The sequence below is a fragment of the Pedobacter sp. T50_32 genome (genome assembly GCF_057652195.1).
In genome coordinates this window covers 834800-852882 of the sequence record NZ_JBYFBY010000001.1, presented here as the reverse complement: position 1 = coordinate 852882, position 18083 = coordinate 834800, and the positions used below count along the sequence as shown (strand labels likewise).

At 38.6% G+C, this 18083-nt stretch carries 15 protein-coding genes; 6 read left to right on the top strand and 9 right to left on the bottom strand.

Going from position 1 to position 18083, the window contains the following annotated elements; all coding sequences use genetic code 11:
• Positions 1–4 precede the first annotated feature (4 nt).
• The 4 genes from AC23ME_RS03750 to AC23ME_RS03735 all read left to right on the top strand — a co-directional run bounded on the left by AC23ME_RS03750 (position 5) and on the right by AC23ME_RS03735 (position 4844).
• Positions 5–445: a protein-disulfide reductase DsbD domain-containing protein gene (locus AC23ME_RS03750; protein WP_487726405.1), complete on the top strand. Its 441-nt coding sequence runs from the start codon at positions 5–7 to the stop codon at positions 443–445.
• A gap of 77 nt (positions 446–522) precedes the next feature.
• Complete coding sequence (locus AC23ME_RS03745; protein WP_487726404.1) at positions 523–2226, top strand: protein-disulfide reductase DsbD family protein; 1704 nt, start codon at positions 523–525, stop codon at positions 2224–2226.
• Positions 2223–3206 carry a 6-phosphofructokinase gene (gene pfkA, locus AC23ME_RS03740; RefSeq protein ID WP_487726403.1) on the top strand — a complete coding sequence of 328 codons (984 nt, stop codon included), beginning with the start codon at positions 2223–2225 and terminating at the stop codon, positions 3204–3206. Before AC23ME_RS03745 ends, pfkA begins: the two co-directional genes overlap by 4 nt.
• A 99-nt stretch (positions 3207–3305) precedes the next feature.
• Entirely contained in the window at positions 3306–4844 is a 1539-nt protein-coding gene (locus AC23ME_RS03735; protein ID WP_487726402.1) for a YifB family Mg chelatase-like AAA ATPase, read from the top strand.
• Between the two features lie 175 nt (positions 4845–5019).
• Here the strand turns inward: AC23ME_RS03735 and AC23ME_RS03730 are convergent, their stop codons facing one another.
• Positions 5020–6504 (bottom strand): tetratricopeptide repeat protein, encoded by a 1485-nt coding sequence (locus AC23ME_RS03730; protein WP_487726401.1) that lies wholly within the window; start codon positions 6502–6504, stop codon positions 5020–5022.
• Positions 6505–6716: 212 nt separating this feature from the next.
• On the opposite strand from AC23ME_RS03730, the gene AC23ME_RS03725 reads away from it, so the two are divergent.
• Complete coding sequence (locus tag AC23ME_RS03725; RefSeq protein WP_487726400.1) at positions 6717–7253, top strand: hypothetical protein; 537 nt, start codon at positions 6717–6719, stop codon at positions 7251–7253.
• A 69-nt stretch (positions 7254–7322) separates the two neighbouring features.
• On the opposite strand, the gene AC23ME_RS03720 is transcribed toward AC23ME_RS03725, so the two are convergent.
• The 4 genes from AC23ME_RS03720 to AC23ME_RS03705 form a co-directional block, all read right to left on the bottom strand.
• A complete protein-coding gene (locus AC23ME_RS03720) occupies positions 7323–8066 on the bottom strand; it encodes a zinc ribbon domain-containing protein (RefSeq protein WP_487726399.1) in 744 nt (247 codons plus the stop codon).
• Positions 8066–9163, bottom strand: coding sequence for a Nif3-like dinuclear metal center hexameric protein (locus AC23ME_RS03715; RefSeq protein ID WP_487726398.1), 1098 nt, complete (start codon positions 9161–9163; stop codon positions 8066–8068). Before AC23ME_RS03715 ends, AC23ME_RS03720 begins: the two co-directional genes overlap by 1 nt.
• A 300-nt stretch (positions 9164–9463) precedes the next feature.
• Positions 9464–9823, bottom strand: a complete 360-nt coding sequence (locus AC23ME_RS03710; RefSeq protein ID WP_487726397.1) for an NINE protein — start codon at positions 9821–9823, stop codon at positions 9464–9466.
• A gap of 2 nt (positions 9824–9825) precedes the next feature.
• The gene (locus AC23ME_RS03705) at positions 9826–10134 is read right to left on the bottom strand and encodes a DUF2752 domain-containing protein (protein ID WP_487726396.1); all 309 of its coding nucleotides are present in this window, start codon (positions 10132–10134) and stop codon (positions 9826–9828) included.
• A 219-nt stretch (positions 10135–10353) separates the two neighbouring features.
• On the opposite strand from AC23ME_RS03705, the gene mfd reads away from it, so the two are divergent.
• Complete coding sequence (gene mfd, locus AC23ME_RS03700) at positions 10354–13686, top strand: transcription-repair coupling factor (RefSeq protein ID WP_487726395.1); 3333 nt, start codon at positions 10354–10356, stop codon at positions 13684–13686.
• 47 nt (positions 13687–13733) lie between these two features.
• Here mfd and AC23ME_RS03695 read toward each other — a convergent pair whose 3' ends face one another.
• The 4 genes from AC23ME_RS03695 to AC23ME_RS03680 are packed head-to-tail and all read right to left on the bottom strand — an operon-like array spanning position 13734 to position 18083.
• Entirely contained in the window at positions 13734–15080 is a 1347-nt protein-coding gene (locus tag AC23ME_RS03695) for a DUF58 domain-containing protein (protein WP_487726394.1), read from the bottom strand.
• A gap of 30 nt (positions 15081–15110) precedes the next feature.
• The gene (locus tag AC23ME_RS03690) at positions 15111–16088 is read right to left on the bottom strand and encodes an AAA family ATPase (RefSeq protein WP_487726393.1); all 978 of its coding nucleotides are present in this window, start codon (positions 16086–16088) and stop codon (positions 15111–15113) included.
• A gap of 49 nt (positions 16089–16137) precedes the next feature.
• Positions 16138–17328 carry a DUF4350 domain-containing protein gene (locus AC23ME_RS03685; RefSeq protein WP_487726392.1) on the bottom strand — a complete coding sequence of 397 codons (1191 nt, stop codon included), beginning with the start codon at positions 17326–17328 and terminating at the stop codon, positions 16138–16140.
• A complete protein-coding gene (locus AC23ME_RS03680; RefSeq protein ID WP_487726391.1) occupies positions 17325–18083 on the bottom strand; it encodes a DUF4129 domain-containing protein in 759 nt (252 codons plus the stop codon). The genes AC23ME_RS03685 and AC23ME_RS03680 overlap by 4 nt, the downstream gene beginning before the upstream one ends.

Below are 18083 nucleotides of genomic sequence, written 5' to 3'. Positions count from 1 at the left end.
GCGCATGAAGAAACTCTTACTTTTTATTTTACTTTTATCTAGCGGCACTACCTTCGCACAGCTACATAAACCCGTGAAATGGTCGTATTTTGCAAAGAAAATAAATAAGCAAGAAGCAGAAGTTTATATCAAGGCTACGGTCGCACGTGGTTGGCATATTTACGCAATGCAAGTTTCCGAAGGGCCAACAAAAACAAGCTTCAGTTTTATACCATCATCTTCTTACCGTCTAATTGGAAAAACTCTAGCACCAAAGCCAGTCACTAAATTCGATAAAGTACTTCAAAGAAAACTGAGTTATTTCGAGAATGAAGTGGTATTTAAGCAAAAGATAAAACTGCTTAAACCAAAGGTTGTAGTAAGTGGTGTTTTAGAGTTTATGGCTTGCAGCGATAAAAGCTGTTTACCCGCCGAGGAAGTTCCGTTTAAAATTCCAATAGTTTGACGTACTGCTTTATGATGTGCAACTGACCTGATAAATAGAAAATTATCGCTAATTTCACGGCTTCACACAACACACAAATGAAGAAACTAAACTTATCATGGGTGCTTTTATTAGCACTTTTCACGGTATTTAATATCGACCAGGCAAGTGCTCGGCAAACGCAGGAAGACACTACCACCGTTGATATGGGTGAGATTGAATTCACCACCATTGGCTCAAAAGAAGACAGTGTAGCCAACAATATTAAACCCGATACTGCCGTTGCAAAAGCAGCAGATTCAGTAAAAACGGATGATAAAGTTACCACGGCTGCCGATGCCGATAATAAAACGAAAACTTTATGGCAAACCTTTATTGAAGGACTTTTAGGAGGCTTTTTAGCATTCCTGATGCCTTGCATATTTCCAATGGTGCCATTAACAGTAAGCTACTTTACCAAACGAGCCGAAAGTAGACAGAAAGGCATTATGAAAGCTGTTATTTACGGACTTTCTATTATTGTTATTTACGTAGCTGTAGGCCTAATCATCACTTTAGCATTCGGATCTTCAATGCTAAACGAGCTAAGCAGCAGCGGTATCTTCAACATCTTGTTTTTCCTATTGCTTGTCTTTTTTGCATTCTCCTTCTTTGGTGCATTTGAAATTACCTTACCAAGTTCTTTCGTTAATAAAATTGATAAAAAAGCAGATAACAGTAGCGGTTTAGGTGGCATTTTCTTCATGGCGGCTTCTTTAGCTTTGGTATCTTTTTCTTGTACAGGACCAATTATTGGTACACTGTTAGTACAAGCTAGTGCCAAAGGTGAAATTTTAGCTCCAGCCGTTGGCATGTTCGGCTTCGCTTTAGCCTTAGCTTTACCATTTACTTTGTCGGCAATTTTCCCTGGCTTTTTAAACAGCATGCCTAAATCTGGCGGATGGCTAAATAGCGTAAAAGTATGCTTAGGTTTCCTAGAACTAGCGTTAGCTCTGAAATTTTTATCATCAGCAGATCTAGTTTGGCACTGGGAATGGTTTGATAGAGAAATTTTCCTAGTACTATGGATCGTAATTTTTGCAATGATGGGCTTCTACTTATTAGGCAAGCTCAAATTTTCGCACGATAGCGACCTCCCTTACATCAGTGTACCCCGACTAATGCTAGCTATTCTTTCGCTTTCATTCGCTGTGTATATGGTACCCGGTTTATGGGGAGCTCCATTAAAAGTTTTAAGTGGCCTTGCGCCGCCTATGCACACTCAAGATTTTATTCTCCGAGAACATAAAGGTGCAGCGGCATCAACAGCATCTCTTGATTTTCCAAAACAGGTAAAGCATGGCGATGTATTACCAGCACCACATGGCTTTAATGTGTTTTTCGATTTAGATGAGGGTGTTGCTTATGCAAAATCGGTTGGTAAGCCTATTATGTTAGATTTTACAGGCTGGACTTGTGTAAACTGTAGAAAAATGGAAGATGATATTTGGATAGATGATGCAGTAGGGAAAATCATCAGAGATGAATATATTTTAATCCAACTTTATGTTGATGAAAGAAAAGTTAAAATGCCTGCCGATAAAGTACATTATTCAAAATATCTAAAAGGAGAAACGAATGATCTAGGCAGGTGGAACCAAGATTTTCAAGCTACTAAATATGGCGCCAATTCTCAGCCTTACTACGTGCTTGTAGATCACCAACTAAACCCGCTTGTACCTGCGCAAGGTGCCATATTTAATGCCAAAGAGTATGCCGCATTTTTGCAAAGTGGCGTAGATAAGTTTAATTTAGCAAAATGACCAAGATACAAAATATAGGCGTGCTTACATCGGGAGGCGATTCTCCTGGAATGAATGCCGCCATTAGAGCCGTTGTTAGAGGTAGTTTATACTACAAATTGAAAGTTACAGGCGTTTTAAGAGGCTACGATGGTTTAATCAATGCCGATTTTATCCCAATGGATGGTAAATCTGTAGCGAACATTATTCAACGTGGGGGTACAATTTTAAAAACTGCCCGCTGCGACGAATTTAGAACTCCGGAAGGAAGAGCAAAAGCACATCAGAATTTATTAGATAGTGGTATTGATGCTTTAGTGGTAATTGGTGGAGATGGAACTTTTACCGGCGCCGAGGTTTTCTCTCGTGAATACGATTTCCCAATTATTGGACTTCCAGGCACGATAGATAACGATTTAGAAGGAACCGATTTAACTATTGGCTACGATACGGCTATCAACACTGTTGTAAACGCAGTAGATAAAATTAGGGACACAGCCGAGTCTCACGATAGGTTGTTTATTGTAGAAGTGATGGGCAGAGACTCTGGTTTAATTGCTTTAAGAAGTGGTATTGGCGTTGGAGCAGAAGCTATTCTTATTCCAGAAGCTAAAACAGAAATTGCCGACTTAATCCATCGCATTGAGCATGGTCGTAAAGACAAAGCATCTAAAATTATTGTAGTGGCCGAAGGTGACGAAGCTGGTGGCGCATATAATGTTGGTGAAGTTTTAAAAGAGAGGTTCCCTCATCATGACATTAGGGTTTCTGTTTTAGGACATATCCAACGTGGAGGTAGCCCTTCGTGTGCCGACCGTGTTTTGGCTAGTCGCTTGGGTGTTGCAGCTGTGGAAGGCTTGCTAGAAGGCAAATCGAAAATAATGATTGGACAAGTGAACAAAGAGATTGTGTTTACGCCGTTTTCTAAAGCCATTAAACATATTGATGCTACGCAAGTTACCCCAGCTTGGATGAAGCTAGCGGAGATCTTATCGTTGTAATACGGTTAAAATTACAAAGGAAAGCCAGTGTTTAAAAACGCTGGCTTTTTGTTTTTCAGAAAAATTCATAAATTGAAACTGAAAAACATCTATCTACCTATGTTAGTAAAAACCTATGGCAGCGCTGTATACGGCGTGGACGCTATTACGATTACCATTGAAGTAAATATTGGCGCCGGCAGTAGCTATTACATGGTGGGTTTGCCAGACAATGCCGTTAAGGAAAGCCAGCACCGTGTTGAAAGCGCCATTCGTATATCGGGTTATCACATGCCCCGACAAAAAATACTCGTTAATTTGGCTCCAGCCGATATTAGAAAGGAAGGATCGGCTTACGATTTAACCATTGCCATCGGGATTTTAGCGGCTTCAGGACAAATTGACGCAGATAAAATAGCCGACTACGTGATTATGGGTGAATTGTCACTCGATGGCGGTTTGCAAAGCATTAAAGGTGCCTTACCTATTGCCATACAAGCCAGAAAGGAAGGTTTTAAAGGCCTAATACTACCAAATGTGAATGCTAACGAAGCTGGCATTGTAAACGATCTGGATGTTTACGGCATGGAAACTTTATTAGATGTCATCAACTTTTTTGCAGGAAAAGATGTTCCGCAGCCAGTACAAATAGATACCAGGAAAGAGTTTTACAAGCAAATCAGCAGTTACGAGCAAGATTTTTCTGACGTAAAAGGTCAGGAAAATATTAAGCGGGCTTTGGAGATTGCGGCTGCAGGCGGCCACAATGTGATTTTGATTGGCCCACCAGGAGCAGGAAAGACCATGTTAGCCAAAAGGTTACCTACCATTTTACCACCATTAAACTTGCTCGAAGCATTAGAAAGCACCAAAATTTATTCAGTAGCAGGTCGCTTATCTTCATCAAATGCATTGATGACAGAAAGACCTTACCGCGACCCGCACCATACGATTAGCGATGTAGCTTTGGTTGGCGGCGGCATGCATCCCCAACCGGGAGAAATATCTTTGGCGCATAATGGTGTGTTGTTTTTGGATGAACTGCCCGAGTTTAAACGCACCGTTCTAGAAGTGATGCGACAGCCTTTGGAGGACAGAAAGGTGAGTATCTCGAGGGCTAAGTTTTCAGTAGAATATCCAGCTAGTTTTATGTTGGTGGCTTCGATGAATCCTTGCCCTTGCGGTTTCTTTAATCACCCGGAGAAAGATTGTGTTTGTGGACCAGGAGTAGTACAAAAGTATCTGAGCAAAATATCTGGGCCATTGCTAGATCGTATAGATTTGCATGTAGAAGTTACGCCAGTTAATTTTTCGGAACTGTCATCATCTCGTCCTGCGGAAAAAAGCAGTTCAATTAGGGGACGGGTAATTAAAGCAAGAGAAATACAAGACAAACGCTTTACAGAAATGGAAGGTGTACACGCCAACGCACAGATGAGCGCTAACATGGTGAGGAAAATTTGTGTGATAGACGAGGTGGGCAGGGGTTTAATTAAGCAAGCGATGGAAAAACTCGGCTTATCTGCCCGGGCCTATGACAGAATTTTGAAAGTAGCCCGCACCATCGCCGATTTAGCCGGCAGTGAGCAAATTGATATGGAACATTTGGCGGAGGCAATACATTACCGCAGTTTGGATCGGGAAAGTTGGACAGGTTAGCAGTCTTAAAGGTAATCTGAGTAATTAGCACTCAAATGAGTTAGCTAAACCCGATTGAACGAAAAGCACGCAAGCGAGTGTAACGAGTGCGGACTTGAAGTGAAAGCGGGACTGCTGTAAGCGAAGAACTTGTGAAATTGCTTTTCAACAAACTTTAGCGCATGTGAACGATGAGCTATCCACTTATTCTTTTCAAGCCCTGCTTAGCTTCGTTTTCGATGCTATTTTTGTATTCGTGATCTTTCATGCCTACCGCTAGGTTAAAGTAAGCTTTTGCTTTAGGGAAATTCTTCTTCTTTTCGTAAATATTTCCCATCAATACTGCAGCTTTTGGCGCATAATAGTACTTTGTTCCCTTGCCCAAGTTGATAGCCGTTTGATAATTGGAAAGCGCAGCATCGTCTCGACCCAAATCGTCGTTTACACGTCCAAGTCGGTAAGCAAACTCAGCTTTATCTTTGGCAGATTTAAAATCGTCTATTTTGTGATCATTTAGGGCTTCTAATGCACGGTTAAGATATCCGCCATCGTATAGTAATCTTGCTTTTAACAAAGCAAGGTGGGGTGTAGGTGAATTAGCTTCGTTTAGCGCCTGTTTATCTTTATCTGCGTAGGTAGCACCGGCGTTTTTTGTTTTACTGATGAAGGAATTGTAACCCGAACTGTCGCCACTTAACAGCGAAGCCCAAGCCAAATGCAGATAAGAATCTTTGATGTAGTTTATGCCCTTATTCACTTGTAAAAAATGCTCGAAATTTGCAGTTGCCTTTAAGTCGAGTTTGTTTAAACGCACTACGCCCAAAAGGTAATCTAGATAAGCAAATGGCTGGTAAACATTACCCTTCGGGCGACTTTCTAATATTTCTATAGCTTGATCATTTTTTCCATTACGTGCACAAACATAGGCTTGCATATAACTCTTTAACAAACTACTATCTGCGATACGAGCCGTATACTTCATAGTTTTAGCATAAGCTTGTGGATGTTTGGCAACATCGGAAAGGATATAAGCATAATAGAAAATCACTTCCTCGTAGAAAGGTTCGTAGGTTGATTTTGGTAAATTATCTGCTAGTTTATCCAACTGACTTAAGCCTGTCTGCACATCGCCTTTTACGCCAAAGGTAGAAAGTGCTGATTTCATAAAACCATCTGGCAGTGCACCAATTACGACGTTAATTAAGCCTATACCCTTGGTATTTAAGTGAAAACTTGGGAATTTTTTTTGGTTGTCTTTCAGCAAACTGTTGGCTCTGTTGATTTCTCTCGAAGCGGCAAAATAAGCACCATAACGAGAACGAATCAAAGCCCATTGTAGATTAATTTCGGCCTGCGCATATAAATAGTAGGGCGAGTTCTTGTCATCTTTGCTAATTTGATCTAGCCTTGCAGATTTATTGGCTTCCAATCTATCGAACTCTGTCTTGCTTTCGTTGGTGAGCAAGTAAAAATAATCTACATAATTTTCTAACAGCGGTACAATAGAATTTTGCGGACGAGCTTTCTTCTCTGCTGCAATTAAGGCCTTTGCCGTATTTAATTTGAGCTCGAAAATACTTTGATAGGCTTTTAGACAATTGGCATTAAAATCGAAATTGGCCGATGCCGCAAATGGCAGTAAAGTGATGAGGAATATAAATGGTAGGCGAAGTATTTTCAATGGTATATTAAAATTTAGCAAAAGCAAAGCTATATAACGTAATTATTTCCGACTTGTTTTAGAGTTGGCTACATTTCTGGCGCCATTCAATTTCACTTAACCAACACACATTGTTTGCCAAGGCAATAAATCATCAGCAAAATTCGTCTTATTAAAACAAAAGTAGTGTTTTAGGTTTTACTATTTAATTAGAAATCTTTAATCGGAAGAATATGCAGATACAACAGCTTAAAAGACCTTTACTAATGTTACTGGTCGCGGCAATAACCTCTTTAACTTTTACTGGTTGCAGTAAAGACGATGACGATACCAATAATGAAGGTGGTGTACATTTGAAAGCCAAAATTGGTTCAAAGGATCACATTTTCAACAATGTTAGAGCCAGATGGATGGAGGGAGGAGCCTTCTTGGAAATTACTGGCATAACGGCCAGCGGCGAAGCACTTAGCATTACCGTAATAAATGAAGAAGGTAACAGAGTGCCTGTTGGCAGATACACCTTAGACGACAATACCCGCTTCTCTATCTTAAGCACCTACCACTTTATGGAAGGAAACGTTCAAAAAAACTTTAGTGCTAGCAGGCAGACCGTTTGGAACGATGTTTTTGAGTTAGAAATTACCAAGCAGAATAACACTCATGTAGAAGGTAAATTCTCAGGAGTTTTAGTAATTGGCTCTGGACTAACCACACTGCAAACAATTACTGTAGAAAATGGCTCTTTCAGTGCTCCGATAGGTAACGATTAAATTTTGTCATAAAAAAACCCCGAATCACTTCGGGGTTTTTCAATTTTATATTTGGTTGGTTGTGTACTCTTAAGCTTCAGCCAATTCTTGCGTTAAAGCCTCATCAACCAAGATACGTCCGCAGTGCTCGCAAACAATTACTTTTTTACGCTGACGGATATCTAATTGACGTTGAGGTGGTATTTTGTTGAAACAACCAGAACAAGAATCTCTCTCGATGGTTACTACAGCTAAACCATTCACCGCATTTTTTCTTAACCTGTTGTAAGCAAACAACAAACGCTCTTCGATATTTTCTTGTGCTTTTTCTGCTTTTTTCACCAACTCTTGCTCTTCTTTTTCAGTCTCAGCAGTAATGGTTTCTAATTCAGTTTTCTTAGCTTCTAAATCGCCTTTTCTTAAGTCGATGTTGCTTTGCGCTTTTTCAAAAATTTCTGTTTTGCTATTGATATCAAAACCAAATTCTTTGATTTTTTTCTCGCTTACCTGAATATCTAAGTTTTGAATTTCAATTTCTTTATTCAACGCATCGTACTCACGGTTATTCTTTACATCTTTAAGTTGCGCATCATATTTTTTAATCAAAGTTTGAGCCTCTTTGATCATGTTTTTACGATTTACAATTGCATCTTCCGTATCATCCAACTCTCCTTTTATCTTTTGTATACGGGTTTCCAAACCAGCTACCTCATCTTCTAAATCGGCAACCTCAATTGGCAACTCGCCTCTAATTTGGCGTATTTTATCAATTTTGGTGTGTAAGTTTTGTAATTCGTATAAAGCCTTTAGCTTTTGCTCTACTGTTTGTTCCATTAAATGAAATAATTTATGGGGTTTGTGTTATGCTCCGTTAAACGGATTGCAAAGTTAGGAAATTTTTCTTGAATATTATCTATCAACAAATTAGATGTAAATTGTTCACTTTCAAAATGTCCGATGTCTACAATCATGATTTTATCCTCGGCGTCGAAAAATTCGTGGTATTTAAAATCGGCAGTTACAAAGGCATCGGCCCCTGCCGCAATAGCATTCTTTAGCAAAAAGCTACCCGAGCCGCCACAAACTGCAACTTTCTTTATTTCTCTATCGAGGATATTTGTATGTCTCAACACTTTTGCCTGCATATTGTTCTTCACCAAGCGAAGAAAATCTTGGCCTGCCAAACCTTCGACTAGTTCGCCAATCATACCAGATCCAACACTTTGCAATTTATTTTCTAATGCATAAATATCGTAAGCCACCTCTTCGTAAGGATGGTTTTGAAACATTGCAGCTAAAATCTGACGTTCATCTTGTGCTTTAAAGATCACCTCGATACGGGTTTCTTTGGCATATTCGCGAACATTAGGCTGACCTAAAGTGGGGTTCGATTGCTCGTTACCTTTAAATGTTCCAGTCCCTTCTAAATTGAAACTGCATTCATTGTAATTACTGATGTTACCTGCACCCGCATTGAACAAAGCATTACGTAGATTTTCCGCGTCTTTATGTTCGCAAAAGGTAACCAGTTTCTTCAGAATACCCGATTTTGGGACTAAGGTTTTTGTATCTATTACCCCTAATCGTTTGCAAATTTCGGCGTTTACTCCATTGTGCACACTATCTAAATTGGTATGAATAGCATATAATGCGATGTTATTTTTGATGGCTTTTAAAACAGTCCGCTCCACATAATTTTTCCCATTCAGTTTTTTCAAGCCCTTAAACACGATGGGATGATGGGAAATAATCAGATTGCAATTCTTTTCGATAGCCTCATCTACAATTTGCTCAGTACAATCTAGAGAAACTAGGGCCGCATGAATTTCATCGTTCGGATGACCCACAATCAACCCTGCATTGTCATAATCTTCCTGGTAGTTAAGCGGTGCTAAGGCTTCGAGGAAGTTGGTTATTTCGGATAGCTTCATGAGGTAAAAATAAGGTTAATTGTTGAAATTGGTTAACTGATGAATTGATGCGCAATTATAAAACATTAAGAAATTAAGTTTAGTTAAGTTCTTATTATCTTTAATATCTTAATGTTTATCAAACCAAACAAAAAAATGAGCTTAGGTACCTAAGCTGATTTAAACGTTTTGATACAATTTTCACCACCTTAGAAAACCTTAGACATGATTTTAAAACAAAAAATCCCTACAGGTTTTTAGCCCATAGGGATTTGATATTTGTATGTTGTATAATATAACTCTCCCCTTTAGGGGTTGGGGTTAAAAGTTGCTCATTCTCACCATTTGCATACTTTCGAAAACCATTTTCTGGTTGTATTCAAAGGTTAACTGTTTGTGGTTTACGATGTCAACAATTGAACCGATGAAACATAAACCGATGGTGAAGAAATACAAGATACCCATTCCTATTTGTCCAACGATGAAACGTTGCAGACCTGGTACTAGGAACAAACCTATGATACAGAACAACAGCATATCGCTTGGATTTTTACGCTTTCCTGAGTAAATCATTAAGAAAGTGCGTAACTGTTGCTCATTCAATCCTTGAGTTGCAGATTGTAAGTAAGAATATTCTTGAGGGCTAATCCCTGGCAATGACATAAAATTTTGATCGAACATGGCTAAATCTCCTTATATTTTAAATAATTTCTTTGTTTAATAATTAATTGTTTACCCAACTGATAAATGCGGTAAAGGATAATGAGCAAGGCTGGAACGCCAAACCAATGATGCCTAAAACTTGCATAAAAATCAGCATTAAAGATGGCCGTTATTGATCTACCTAAACCACATCCCGGACACCAATCGAAACCTAAATTTGCTAGTGGGCATAAGGTGAAATGATGTTCGTGAGGATTAGCGGTGGCCAATAACGTTAGCGCCAAAACCCAAAAAACAATTTCTACATATTTTCCAACTTTGCTTATCACCGTTTCTTTGTTGTTTATTAATTAGAAGCAATATTAGGTTTATTGTTACTTCTTTTAAAGCGTATTCGACAAACGGGAAATAAAAACCGACCAATTGACACTTTACAGTTATCAGCCTTCAATTAACAGGATGAAAAAGTTTAAATGTCAAGCCTAATATCATCCCAACAATTTCACAATTTAACCATAGAACAATATTACATTCCGTATCTTTGACTAGTGAACGTTAGAGATTTAATTAATAGATTTAAGACCGACCAACGAGTTCTTGCCATCGCAAAATCGCTGAACAACAGCAAAAGCAAAACTCAGATCAAAGGATTGGTAGGTTCTTCTGATGCCGTAATTGCGCTTACCACCTATTTTTTACAGCACAAACCCCAACTTTTTGTATTGCCTAACCGTGAGGAAGCTGCTTATTTTTCTTCCGATTTAGAAAGCATTTTAGGTAAGGAGATTTTGCTTTTTCCCTCATCGTTCCGCAAGCCTTTCGAATTTACACAAGTAGACACTTCTAATGTTTTGGCTCGTGCCGAAGTCTTAAATGAGCTTAATCATCAAAGCGAATACGGACAAATTGTAGTTACTTACCCAGAAGCACTTGCCGAAAAAGTAATTGACCGCAGCGTATTAGAGAAAAATACCTTAGAAATTAATGTAGGTGCCAAGTTAGGCATCGATTTTATTAATGAATTTTTATTCGAATACGATTTCGAACGTTCTGAATTTGTTTATGAACCTGGGCAGTTCTCTATTCGCGGTGGTATTGTAGATATCTTCTCGTTCTCACACGATTTACCTTACCGTATCGAGTTTTTTGGAGACGAAGTAGAAACAATCCGAACTTTTGAAATTGAAAGTCAGCTTTCTGTAGACGATGTTAAAAACCTAACCATTGTACCAAACGTACAAGCTAAGTTTTTAACCGAAAGCAACATCAGCCTGCTAGATTATATTGAAAAAGATACCCAATTATGGTTTAAAGATGTTGCTTTTACAGTCGATATTGTTAAATCTGGATATAAAAAAGCAACCGAACTTTGGAAGGCACTTTCAGCTGCAGAAAAACAGGCAAACCCAAATTGGTTAGATCCAAAATTTGCTTTCTCTGATGAGAAAATGTTAGGAGATTTATTTCATGATTTTACCTTAGTAGAATTTGGAAAGCAATTCTTTTACGAAACCGATCAAGTTTTTAATTTTGATACTAAACCACAGCCATCGTTCAACAAAGATTTCAATCTCCTCATCCATAATTTTAAGGAAAACGAAAAACAGGGTGTAAACAATTTCATCTTCAGTAATTCGGCTAAACAGATTGAACGTTTATATGCCATTTTAGACGATATTGATAAAACCGTTAAGTTTATTCCAATTCACGTTCCTTTACGTGAAGGCTTTGTAGATTTTACACAGAAAGTAGCTTTTTATACCGATCATCAAATTTTTGATCGTTTCTATAAATACCAACTTAAAAAAGGTTATCAGCGCAGTCAGGCCATTACTTTAAAAGAGCTGAGAGATTTAAAACCTGGTGATTTTGTAACCCACATTGACCACGGTATCGGCAAATATGCAGGTCTAGAAAAAGTAGAAACTAACGGAAAAATGCAGGAAATGATCCGTTTGGTATACGCCGATAATGATTTGCTTTATGTGAACATCAACTCCTTAAATCGCATTGCGAAATATAGCGGGAAGGATGGCACACCGCCAAAAATGAACAAACTGGGCACCGAAGCCTGGGACAAGCTAAAAAAAAGCACTAAAAAAAAAGTTAAGGACATAGCCCGAGACTTGATTAAGCTTTATGCCATGCGTAAGGCACAAGTGGGTACGGCTTTCGCTCCCGATAGCTATTTAGATACCGAACTGGAAGCTTCGTTTATTTACGAGGATACTCCAGATCAAATGAAAGCTACCACCGATGTAAAACGGGATATGGAAGCGCCCCACCCTATGGACCGCTTGGTTTGTGGAGACGTGGGTTTTGGTAAAACCGAGGTTGCGCTTCGTGCGGCTTTTAAGGCGGTGGCTAATGGAAAACAAGTAGCTATTTTGGTTCCTACTACTATTTTAGCGCTACAGCATTTCAAAACTTTCTCTTCTAGATTAAAGGATTTCCCCTGTACGGTAGATTATATCAATCGTTTTAAAACTTCGAAACAGGTTAAAGAAAGTTTGGAGAAGTTGGCGCAAGGGAAAATCGACATTATTATCGGTACACATCGTTTATTAAGCAAGGATGTAAAGTTTAAAGACCTTGGCTTAATGGTAATTGACGAAGAGCAGAAATTTGGTGTTGCAGCCAAAGAAAAACTTCGTGCTTTGCGGGTAAGTATCGACACTTTAACACTAACCGCAACACCAATTCCACGTACTCTGCACTTCTCGTTAATGGGCGCAAGAGATTTGTCCATCATTAATACACCACCACCTAACAGGCAACCAGTAACTACCGAGTTACATGTTTTTAACGATAAATTGCTACAAGAAGCAGTACAATTTGAATTAGATCGTGGCGGGCAGGTTTTCTTTGTGCATAACCGTGTACAAGACTTAAAGCAGTTAGCAGGACTGATACAAACTTTAGTTCCGACAGCAAAAATTGGTATTGCCCACGGACAACTAGAGGGTGATGCTCTGGAAGATGTGATGCTGGATTTTATTAATGGAGAAACGGATGTTTTGGTAGCTACAACTATTATCGAAACAGGTTTAGATGTGCCGAACGCCAATACGATTATCATTAACCATTCGCACATGTTTGGCTTAAGCGATTTGCACCAAATGCGTGGTCGTGTGGGGCGTTCTAACAAAAAGGCTTTCTGTTATTTATTGAGTTTGCCTTTGTCTACCCTAACGGATGAGGCCCGCAAACGTTTAAGTGCTATCGAAGAGTTTTCTGATTTGGGCAGTGGTTTCAACATCGCTATGCGTGATTTGGATATTCGCGGTAGCGGTAATCTTTTAGGTGGCGAACAAAGTGGATTTATTGCGGAAATTGGTTTTGAGATGTACAACAAAATTTTGGACGAAGCCATACAGGAATTGAAGGATGACGAGTTTAAAGATTTGTTTAAAGACCAACCTGAACGTCCTTATGTAAGTTTTACGCAGGTAGATACCGATGTAGAAATGCACATTCCGGATAGTTACATAACGAATATTACCGAGCGATATAATCTTTACACCGAAATTTCTAAATTAGAAACAGAACAACAAATTGCAGCTTTTGAGTTGCGCATGAAAGACCGTTTTGGCCCCGTGCCATCGCAAGTTTTGGCCATGCTTAAAGTTGTTCGTTTACAATGGATTGCCAAGCGTTTAGGTTTCGAAAAAGTGAGTTATAAAAAGAATGTGTTGCGAGGTTATTTTGTGAGCGATAAGCAATCCAAGTTTTTCGATTCGGAAACCTTTAATAGAGTTCTAGCTTTTGCTCAATTGCATCCACGTTTGTGTAATTTGAAGGAAGTGAAAGATAGCTTGCGTATCTCTTTTGATAATATAGCCAATATTGACGAGGCGGTAGAAATGTTGGAATTGATATAAACTGTCTTGTAAAGACGCAAAATATTGCGTCTCCACATTTTGTGTCTCTACAATTGTTGCCTTGCTTTAATCGCCAAATATCTATTTACCACATTAACCGTTAGGTTTTGCGGTGCCGTAAGCAAACTTAAAATACCATGCTTGGTCAGTTCCTTTACCATCAGACGCTTTTCATAAGCGAACTTTTCGGCAATGGTTTTAATGTAAATGCCTTCTACGTCTTTCGCATCGTCATCGCTTAAAGTTCTCAAAGTAGTATTCTCGAAAAACACTACCAACAACAAGTGATATTTAGCAATACGTTTAAGGTAAGGCAACTGTCTTTCTAGTGCCGACATGCTTTCGAAGTTGGTAAAGAAAACCACTAAACTGCGTTGTTTTAAAGCCGAACGTAAACTCACAAAAAGCGCTTCCATATCTGTTTCGAGATAACGGGTTTTCTCTTTGTAGAGCACTTCCATAATTTTGTTCAGCTGCGTCGGCCTTCTATCTGCCAGCACTACATTTTTCGTTTTTTCGGCAATGGTAATCAGCCCCGCTTTATCTTGCTTAATTAAAGCTACACTTGATAGAATTAAACTGGCGTTGATGGCATAATCTAACAAACTCATTCCTTCGAAAGGCATTTTCATCGCCCTCGATTTATCAATAACGCAATAGATATGCTGCGAACGTTCTTCGGTGTAGGTGTTCACCATCAAATCGGATCTACGGGCAGTAGCTTTCCAGTTAATGGTTCTAAAATCATCGCCAGCTACGTAGCTTTTCACCTGATCAAACTCCATGCTATGCCCTACTCTTCGAATTTTCTTAATCCCAACATCGGTTAAACGATTGGAAATGGCCATCAATTCGTATTCTCTTAATTTCAAAAAAGAAGGATAAACTGGCACCATCCCCGCACCAGCGATGTTAAACCTCCTACTCACCAAACCCAATGGAGATTTCACAAACAATCTGGTAAAACCGAAGTCATACTCACCACGTTTGGTTGGGCGTAAAAAGTAATTGATGATTTTTTGCTCTTTTGTCTTTAGCGTGGTATTAAACCATAAATCACGTTTCTGGAACTGGAAAGGAATTTCATCAATAATACCTATCGATACCTGGAAAGGATAGAAGTTTTCAAGATAGATTTTCAGTTCATTATCATCTCCGTTACTCAATCGTTCTGGCACATCTCTTCGTAAAAAAACTGCTTTTTTTGAAGAATGAAGCAAATAAATATCAACCAAAAACAATAGTACTAAAACACCAAAGGCGATGTAGGGGATATCGCCCAAGATGGGTAAAAAGAAGGCAAAAAGAAACAAGGCCGAGCAAGCGCCCAGTGCAATGAAAAGTCTGTTTTCGAGAAACAGATTGGTATAGAATTTTCTAAATAGTTTTTTCATTATTCACTATTGCCATCATTGCGAGAGTAACTACCTCGGCACCTCTATTTTCTTAATAATCTGGCTAATAATATCTGCGGTGGTTAAACCTTCCATCTCTTTTTCTGGACTAAGCATTACTCTATGCGCCAACACAGGAGTTGCTACTTTAATGATATCATCTGGTGTTACAAAATCTCTCCCAGCTATAGCTGCAATTGCTTTTGCACTGTTAATTAACGCTAAAGAAGCCCTAGGCGAAGCACCTAAATACAAAGCTTTGTTTTGCCGAGTTTCGTGAACTATCTGTGCTGCATAGGCCAACAATTTAGGCTCAACAAACAATGCTTTTATTGTTGCTCTTAAAGCAGTAATTTGTGCAATACTTAACACGGGTTTTATTTCCTCTAACTGATGCTGCGTATCTTGCTGGTGTTGCTGCGTTAAAATCTCAATCTCTTCTTCTAAAGAAGGATACTTAATTTCGACCTTAAACAGAAAACGGTCTAATTGTGCTTCTGGCAAACGGTAAGTTCCTTCCTGCTCTACCGGATTTTGTGTTGCCAGCACCATAAAAGGCTCCTCTAGTTTGTAGGTCGTTCCATCAACTGTAACTTGGCGTTCTTCCATTGCTTCAAACAATGCCGATTGCGTTTTTGCAGGTGCACGGTTAATCTCATCTACCAAAATGATGTTTCCAAAAATTGGTCCTTGCCTAAATTGAAATTCTGCAGTTTTTGGACTAAATACCGCTGTACCTAAAACATCAGAAGGCATTAAATCTGGTGTAAATTGAATACGCGAAAATGTGGCTGCAATGCTTTTAGCAACCAATTTCGCACTCAAAGTTTTTGCAACCCCTGGTACACCTTCCAATAGCAAATGTCCGTTGGCTAGCAAACCAGCAATCAACAAATCAATTGTTTCTGTTTGCCCTACAATTATTTTGCCCAATTGCTGCCTAATTTGCTCTACCGCTTGGTTAAGCTGACTTAAATCGGTGCGTTGGTTAAACATTTCTTGTTCCATGTCATAATTTTATTAACCCCCAACTCCTAAAAGAAGTTAGTTGCGAAGTTTATCTATCTAGTTTATAAAACTGCTCTATTAATTTATTGAATTCGATTAAGTACTGATCGGTTATTTTCGTGCTTCGATCCATTTTGTCAATAGCGTTAATATAAGCAATCAATTGCTCTATAAGTGTTGCATCAATGCTTGTAATTTTTATCAGAGTAGCTACAAATTCTTGGTCTAATTCTGTTGTTTTAAGGCGATACTTGTTTCTCAAATATTCTAAAAAATAATTAGCCTTTTTCTCAAGAATATCATGGTGATTGCGCTGTTGATAGTATACTCTGCCTACAGTCTGTGCAAATTCTACCGCACTGTTTTTCAAAGGATTCAGAATTGGGATAATTCTTTGTCTGCGTTTCATTTCATAAAACACAAAAACTACCAACCCAATAATCGCTAAATAATAAGCCCAACGCAATTCATCGTAACTAAATAATACCCGTAAAACGGATTGACTGTTCGCCACTGGTTGGGTATAATATTCATCCCAAATAATGGTGTTAGCCTGCGGCAGATAAGAGAATACCTTTGACACATAATCTGCGCCATTTTCGTTTAGCAAACTGTAATTGGTAAACAGTTGCGGGTTTGGACACAACAACAAACTCCCTTTACCAAATCGATACTGAATTAAGTTTGGATGTTGATCATATTTTCTACCTAGTACAATAGCCCTTTTTCTATCCAATCTGCTAAAATATTGTGCAGCAATTCCTTTCTCGAAATAATAATCCATATCTCGCTTCAAATACGGCGATGTAAAGTTGATTGGATATTTGGTTTTATTCTGAAAATCAAAATCAGAACCTAGTTCAATTTTCAGCGAATCTGCTAAAGCACCATTCATTTGAAAAGCAGCAATAAAGACATGATTTCCAGCTTCCATGTACTTTCGCATCTCTTTAAAATCGAGCTCTTTCACATTTAAATTAGATGCGATGATGAAATAATTTGAACTATCCTCTGGTGTATTTTTTAAGGTACCATAAATATCAGTTTTGTAAACCTTTTGCGCTGCTTTAGGAAAAATTTCTTTGGCATGGTTGCGCAAAATGTATGTGCCAAAAGGGATTTTATCCTCGGGTAAATAAGTTGTGGCCCAATTTACATCAACAGGTTTGGTGTATTGCGCAACGAGATAAAACACTAATAACAGCGCTCCAAAAATCATATATCTTTTCAATCCACTCATTTTACCGCTGCATTAAATTGTTGAAAAGACTGCTGTATTTGACCAAAAGTAGCTTTATCGATGTTAAAATCGCCATACCAAATGTATTCAAATTGGTAGGTGAGGTTAGCAAAATTATCGTAAGCGGCTTCCTTTTGTACTTCTTTTACATAAGCTAAATTGGTTTTATTCGGCAACCAATCAATCACACCTTTATCGCTCAAATTCTTTAAAGTTTGCAGATAGAGAAGACGCACTGCCAAACGGTAATTCCCATTTTGAAGTGTGTTTTCAATCTCGTCATCAAAACTGATTTCATGGATATTCTCCAAACTTTCGTCGTAAGGTACATCCACAGTTTTAGATTTTCCTGTTAAGAATTTTAAATCTACTCCTGCCAACTTAAAAATAGCAAACACAATTAAACCTATACAGATTACAATAGTGGTGTATTTTATTATTAATGGCCAAACAGACGGTTTTGTGTTAGTAGCCTGTCTTTCTCCAAAAAGTCTGTCTATCCAACTCCAGAAATTTCGCCAAAACCGTTGCCACCAGTTTAAGCCTTTGGGTTCTTCATCACCATATTGAAATTCCTTTTCTGCCTTATATTTTTGAATAGCTTCATTATCAAACTCACGAACTTGGGTTTTACTGCTATCTAATTTTAGGGCAACAGAGTCGCTTACGGGTTTACGCACAATTAGCCTAGGTGGTTGCTGTGCCAGCAAATTCACCGAAAAAAACAACAAAACAGCTAAGAGCAGTAATCGCAT

Coding starts and splice junctions, on each gene's coding strand:
- AC23ME_RS03735 (WP_487726402.1), top strand. CDS start 3,306: ATGTTAGTAAAAACCTATGGCAGCGCTGTATACGGCGTGGACGCTATT.
- pfkA (WP_487726403.1), top strand. CDS start 2,223: ATGACCAAGATACAAAATATAGGCGTGCTTACATCGGGAGGCGATTCT.
- AC23ME_RS03745 (WP_487726404.1), top strand. CDS start 523: ATGAAGAAACTAAACTTATCATGGGTGCTTTTATTAGCACTTTTCACG.
- AC23ME_RS03685 (WP_487726392.1), bottom strand. CDS start 17,328: ATGAGTGGATTGAAAAGATATATGATTTTTGGAGCGCTGTTATTAGTG.
- AC23ME_RS03710 (WP_487726397.1), bottom strand. CDS start 9,823: ATGTTCGATCAAAATTTTATGTCATTGCCAGGGATTAGCCCTCAAGAA.
- AC23ME_RS03680 (WP_487726391.1), bottom strand. CDS start 18,083: ATGCGATTACTGCTCTTAGCTGTTTTGTTGTTTTTTTCGGTGAATTTG.
- AC23ME_RS03690 (WP_487726393.1), bottom strand. CDS start 16,088: ATGGAACAAGAAATGTTTAACCAACGCACCGATTTAAGTCAGCTTAAC.
- AC23ME_RS03720 (WP_487726399.1), bottom strand. CDS start 8,066: ATGGAACAAACAGTAGAGCAAAAGCTAAAGGCTTTATACGAATTACAA.
- AC23ME_RS03725 (WP_487726400.1), top strand. CDS start 6,717: ATGCAGATACAACAGCTTAAAAGACCTTTACTAATGTTACTGGTCGCG.
- AC23ME_RS03715 (WP_487726398.1), bottom strand. CDS start 9,163: ATGAAGCTATCCGAAATAACCAACTTCCTCGAAGCCTTAGCACCGCTT.
- AC23ME_RS03695 (WP_487726394.1), bottom strand. CDS start 15,080: ATGAAAAAACTATTTAGAAAATTCTATACCAATCTGTTTCTCGAAAAC.
- AC23ME_RS03750 (WP_487726405.1), top strand. CDS start 5: ATGAAGAAACTCTTACTTTTTATTTTACTTTTATCTAGCGGCACTACC.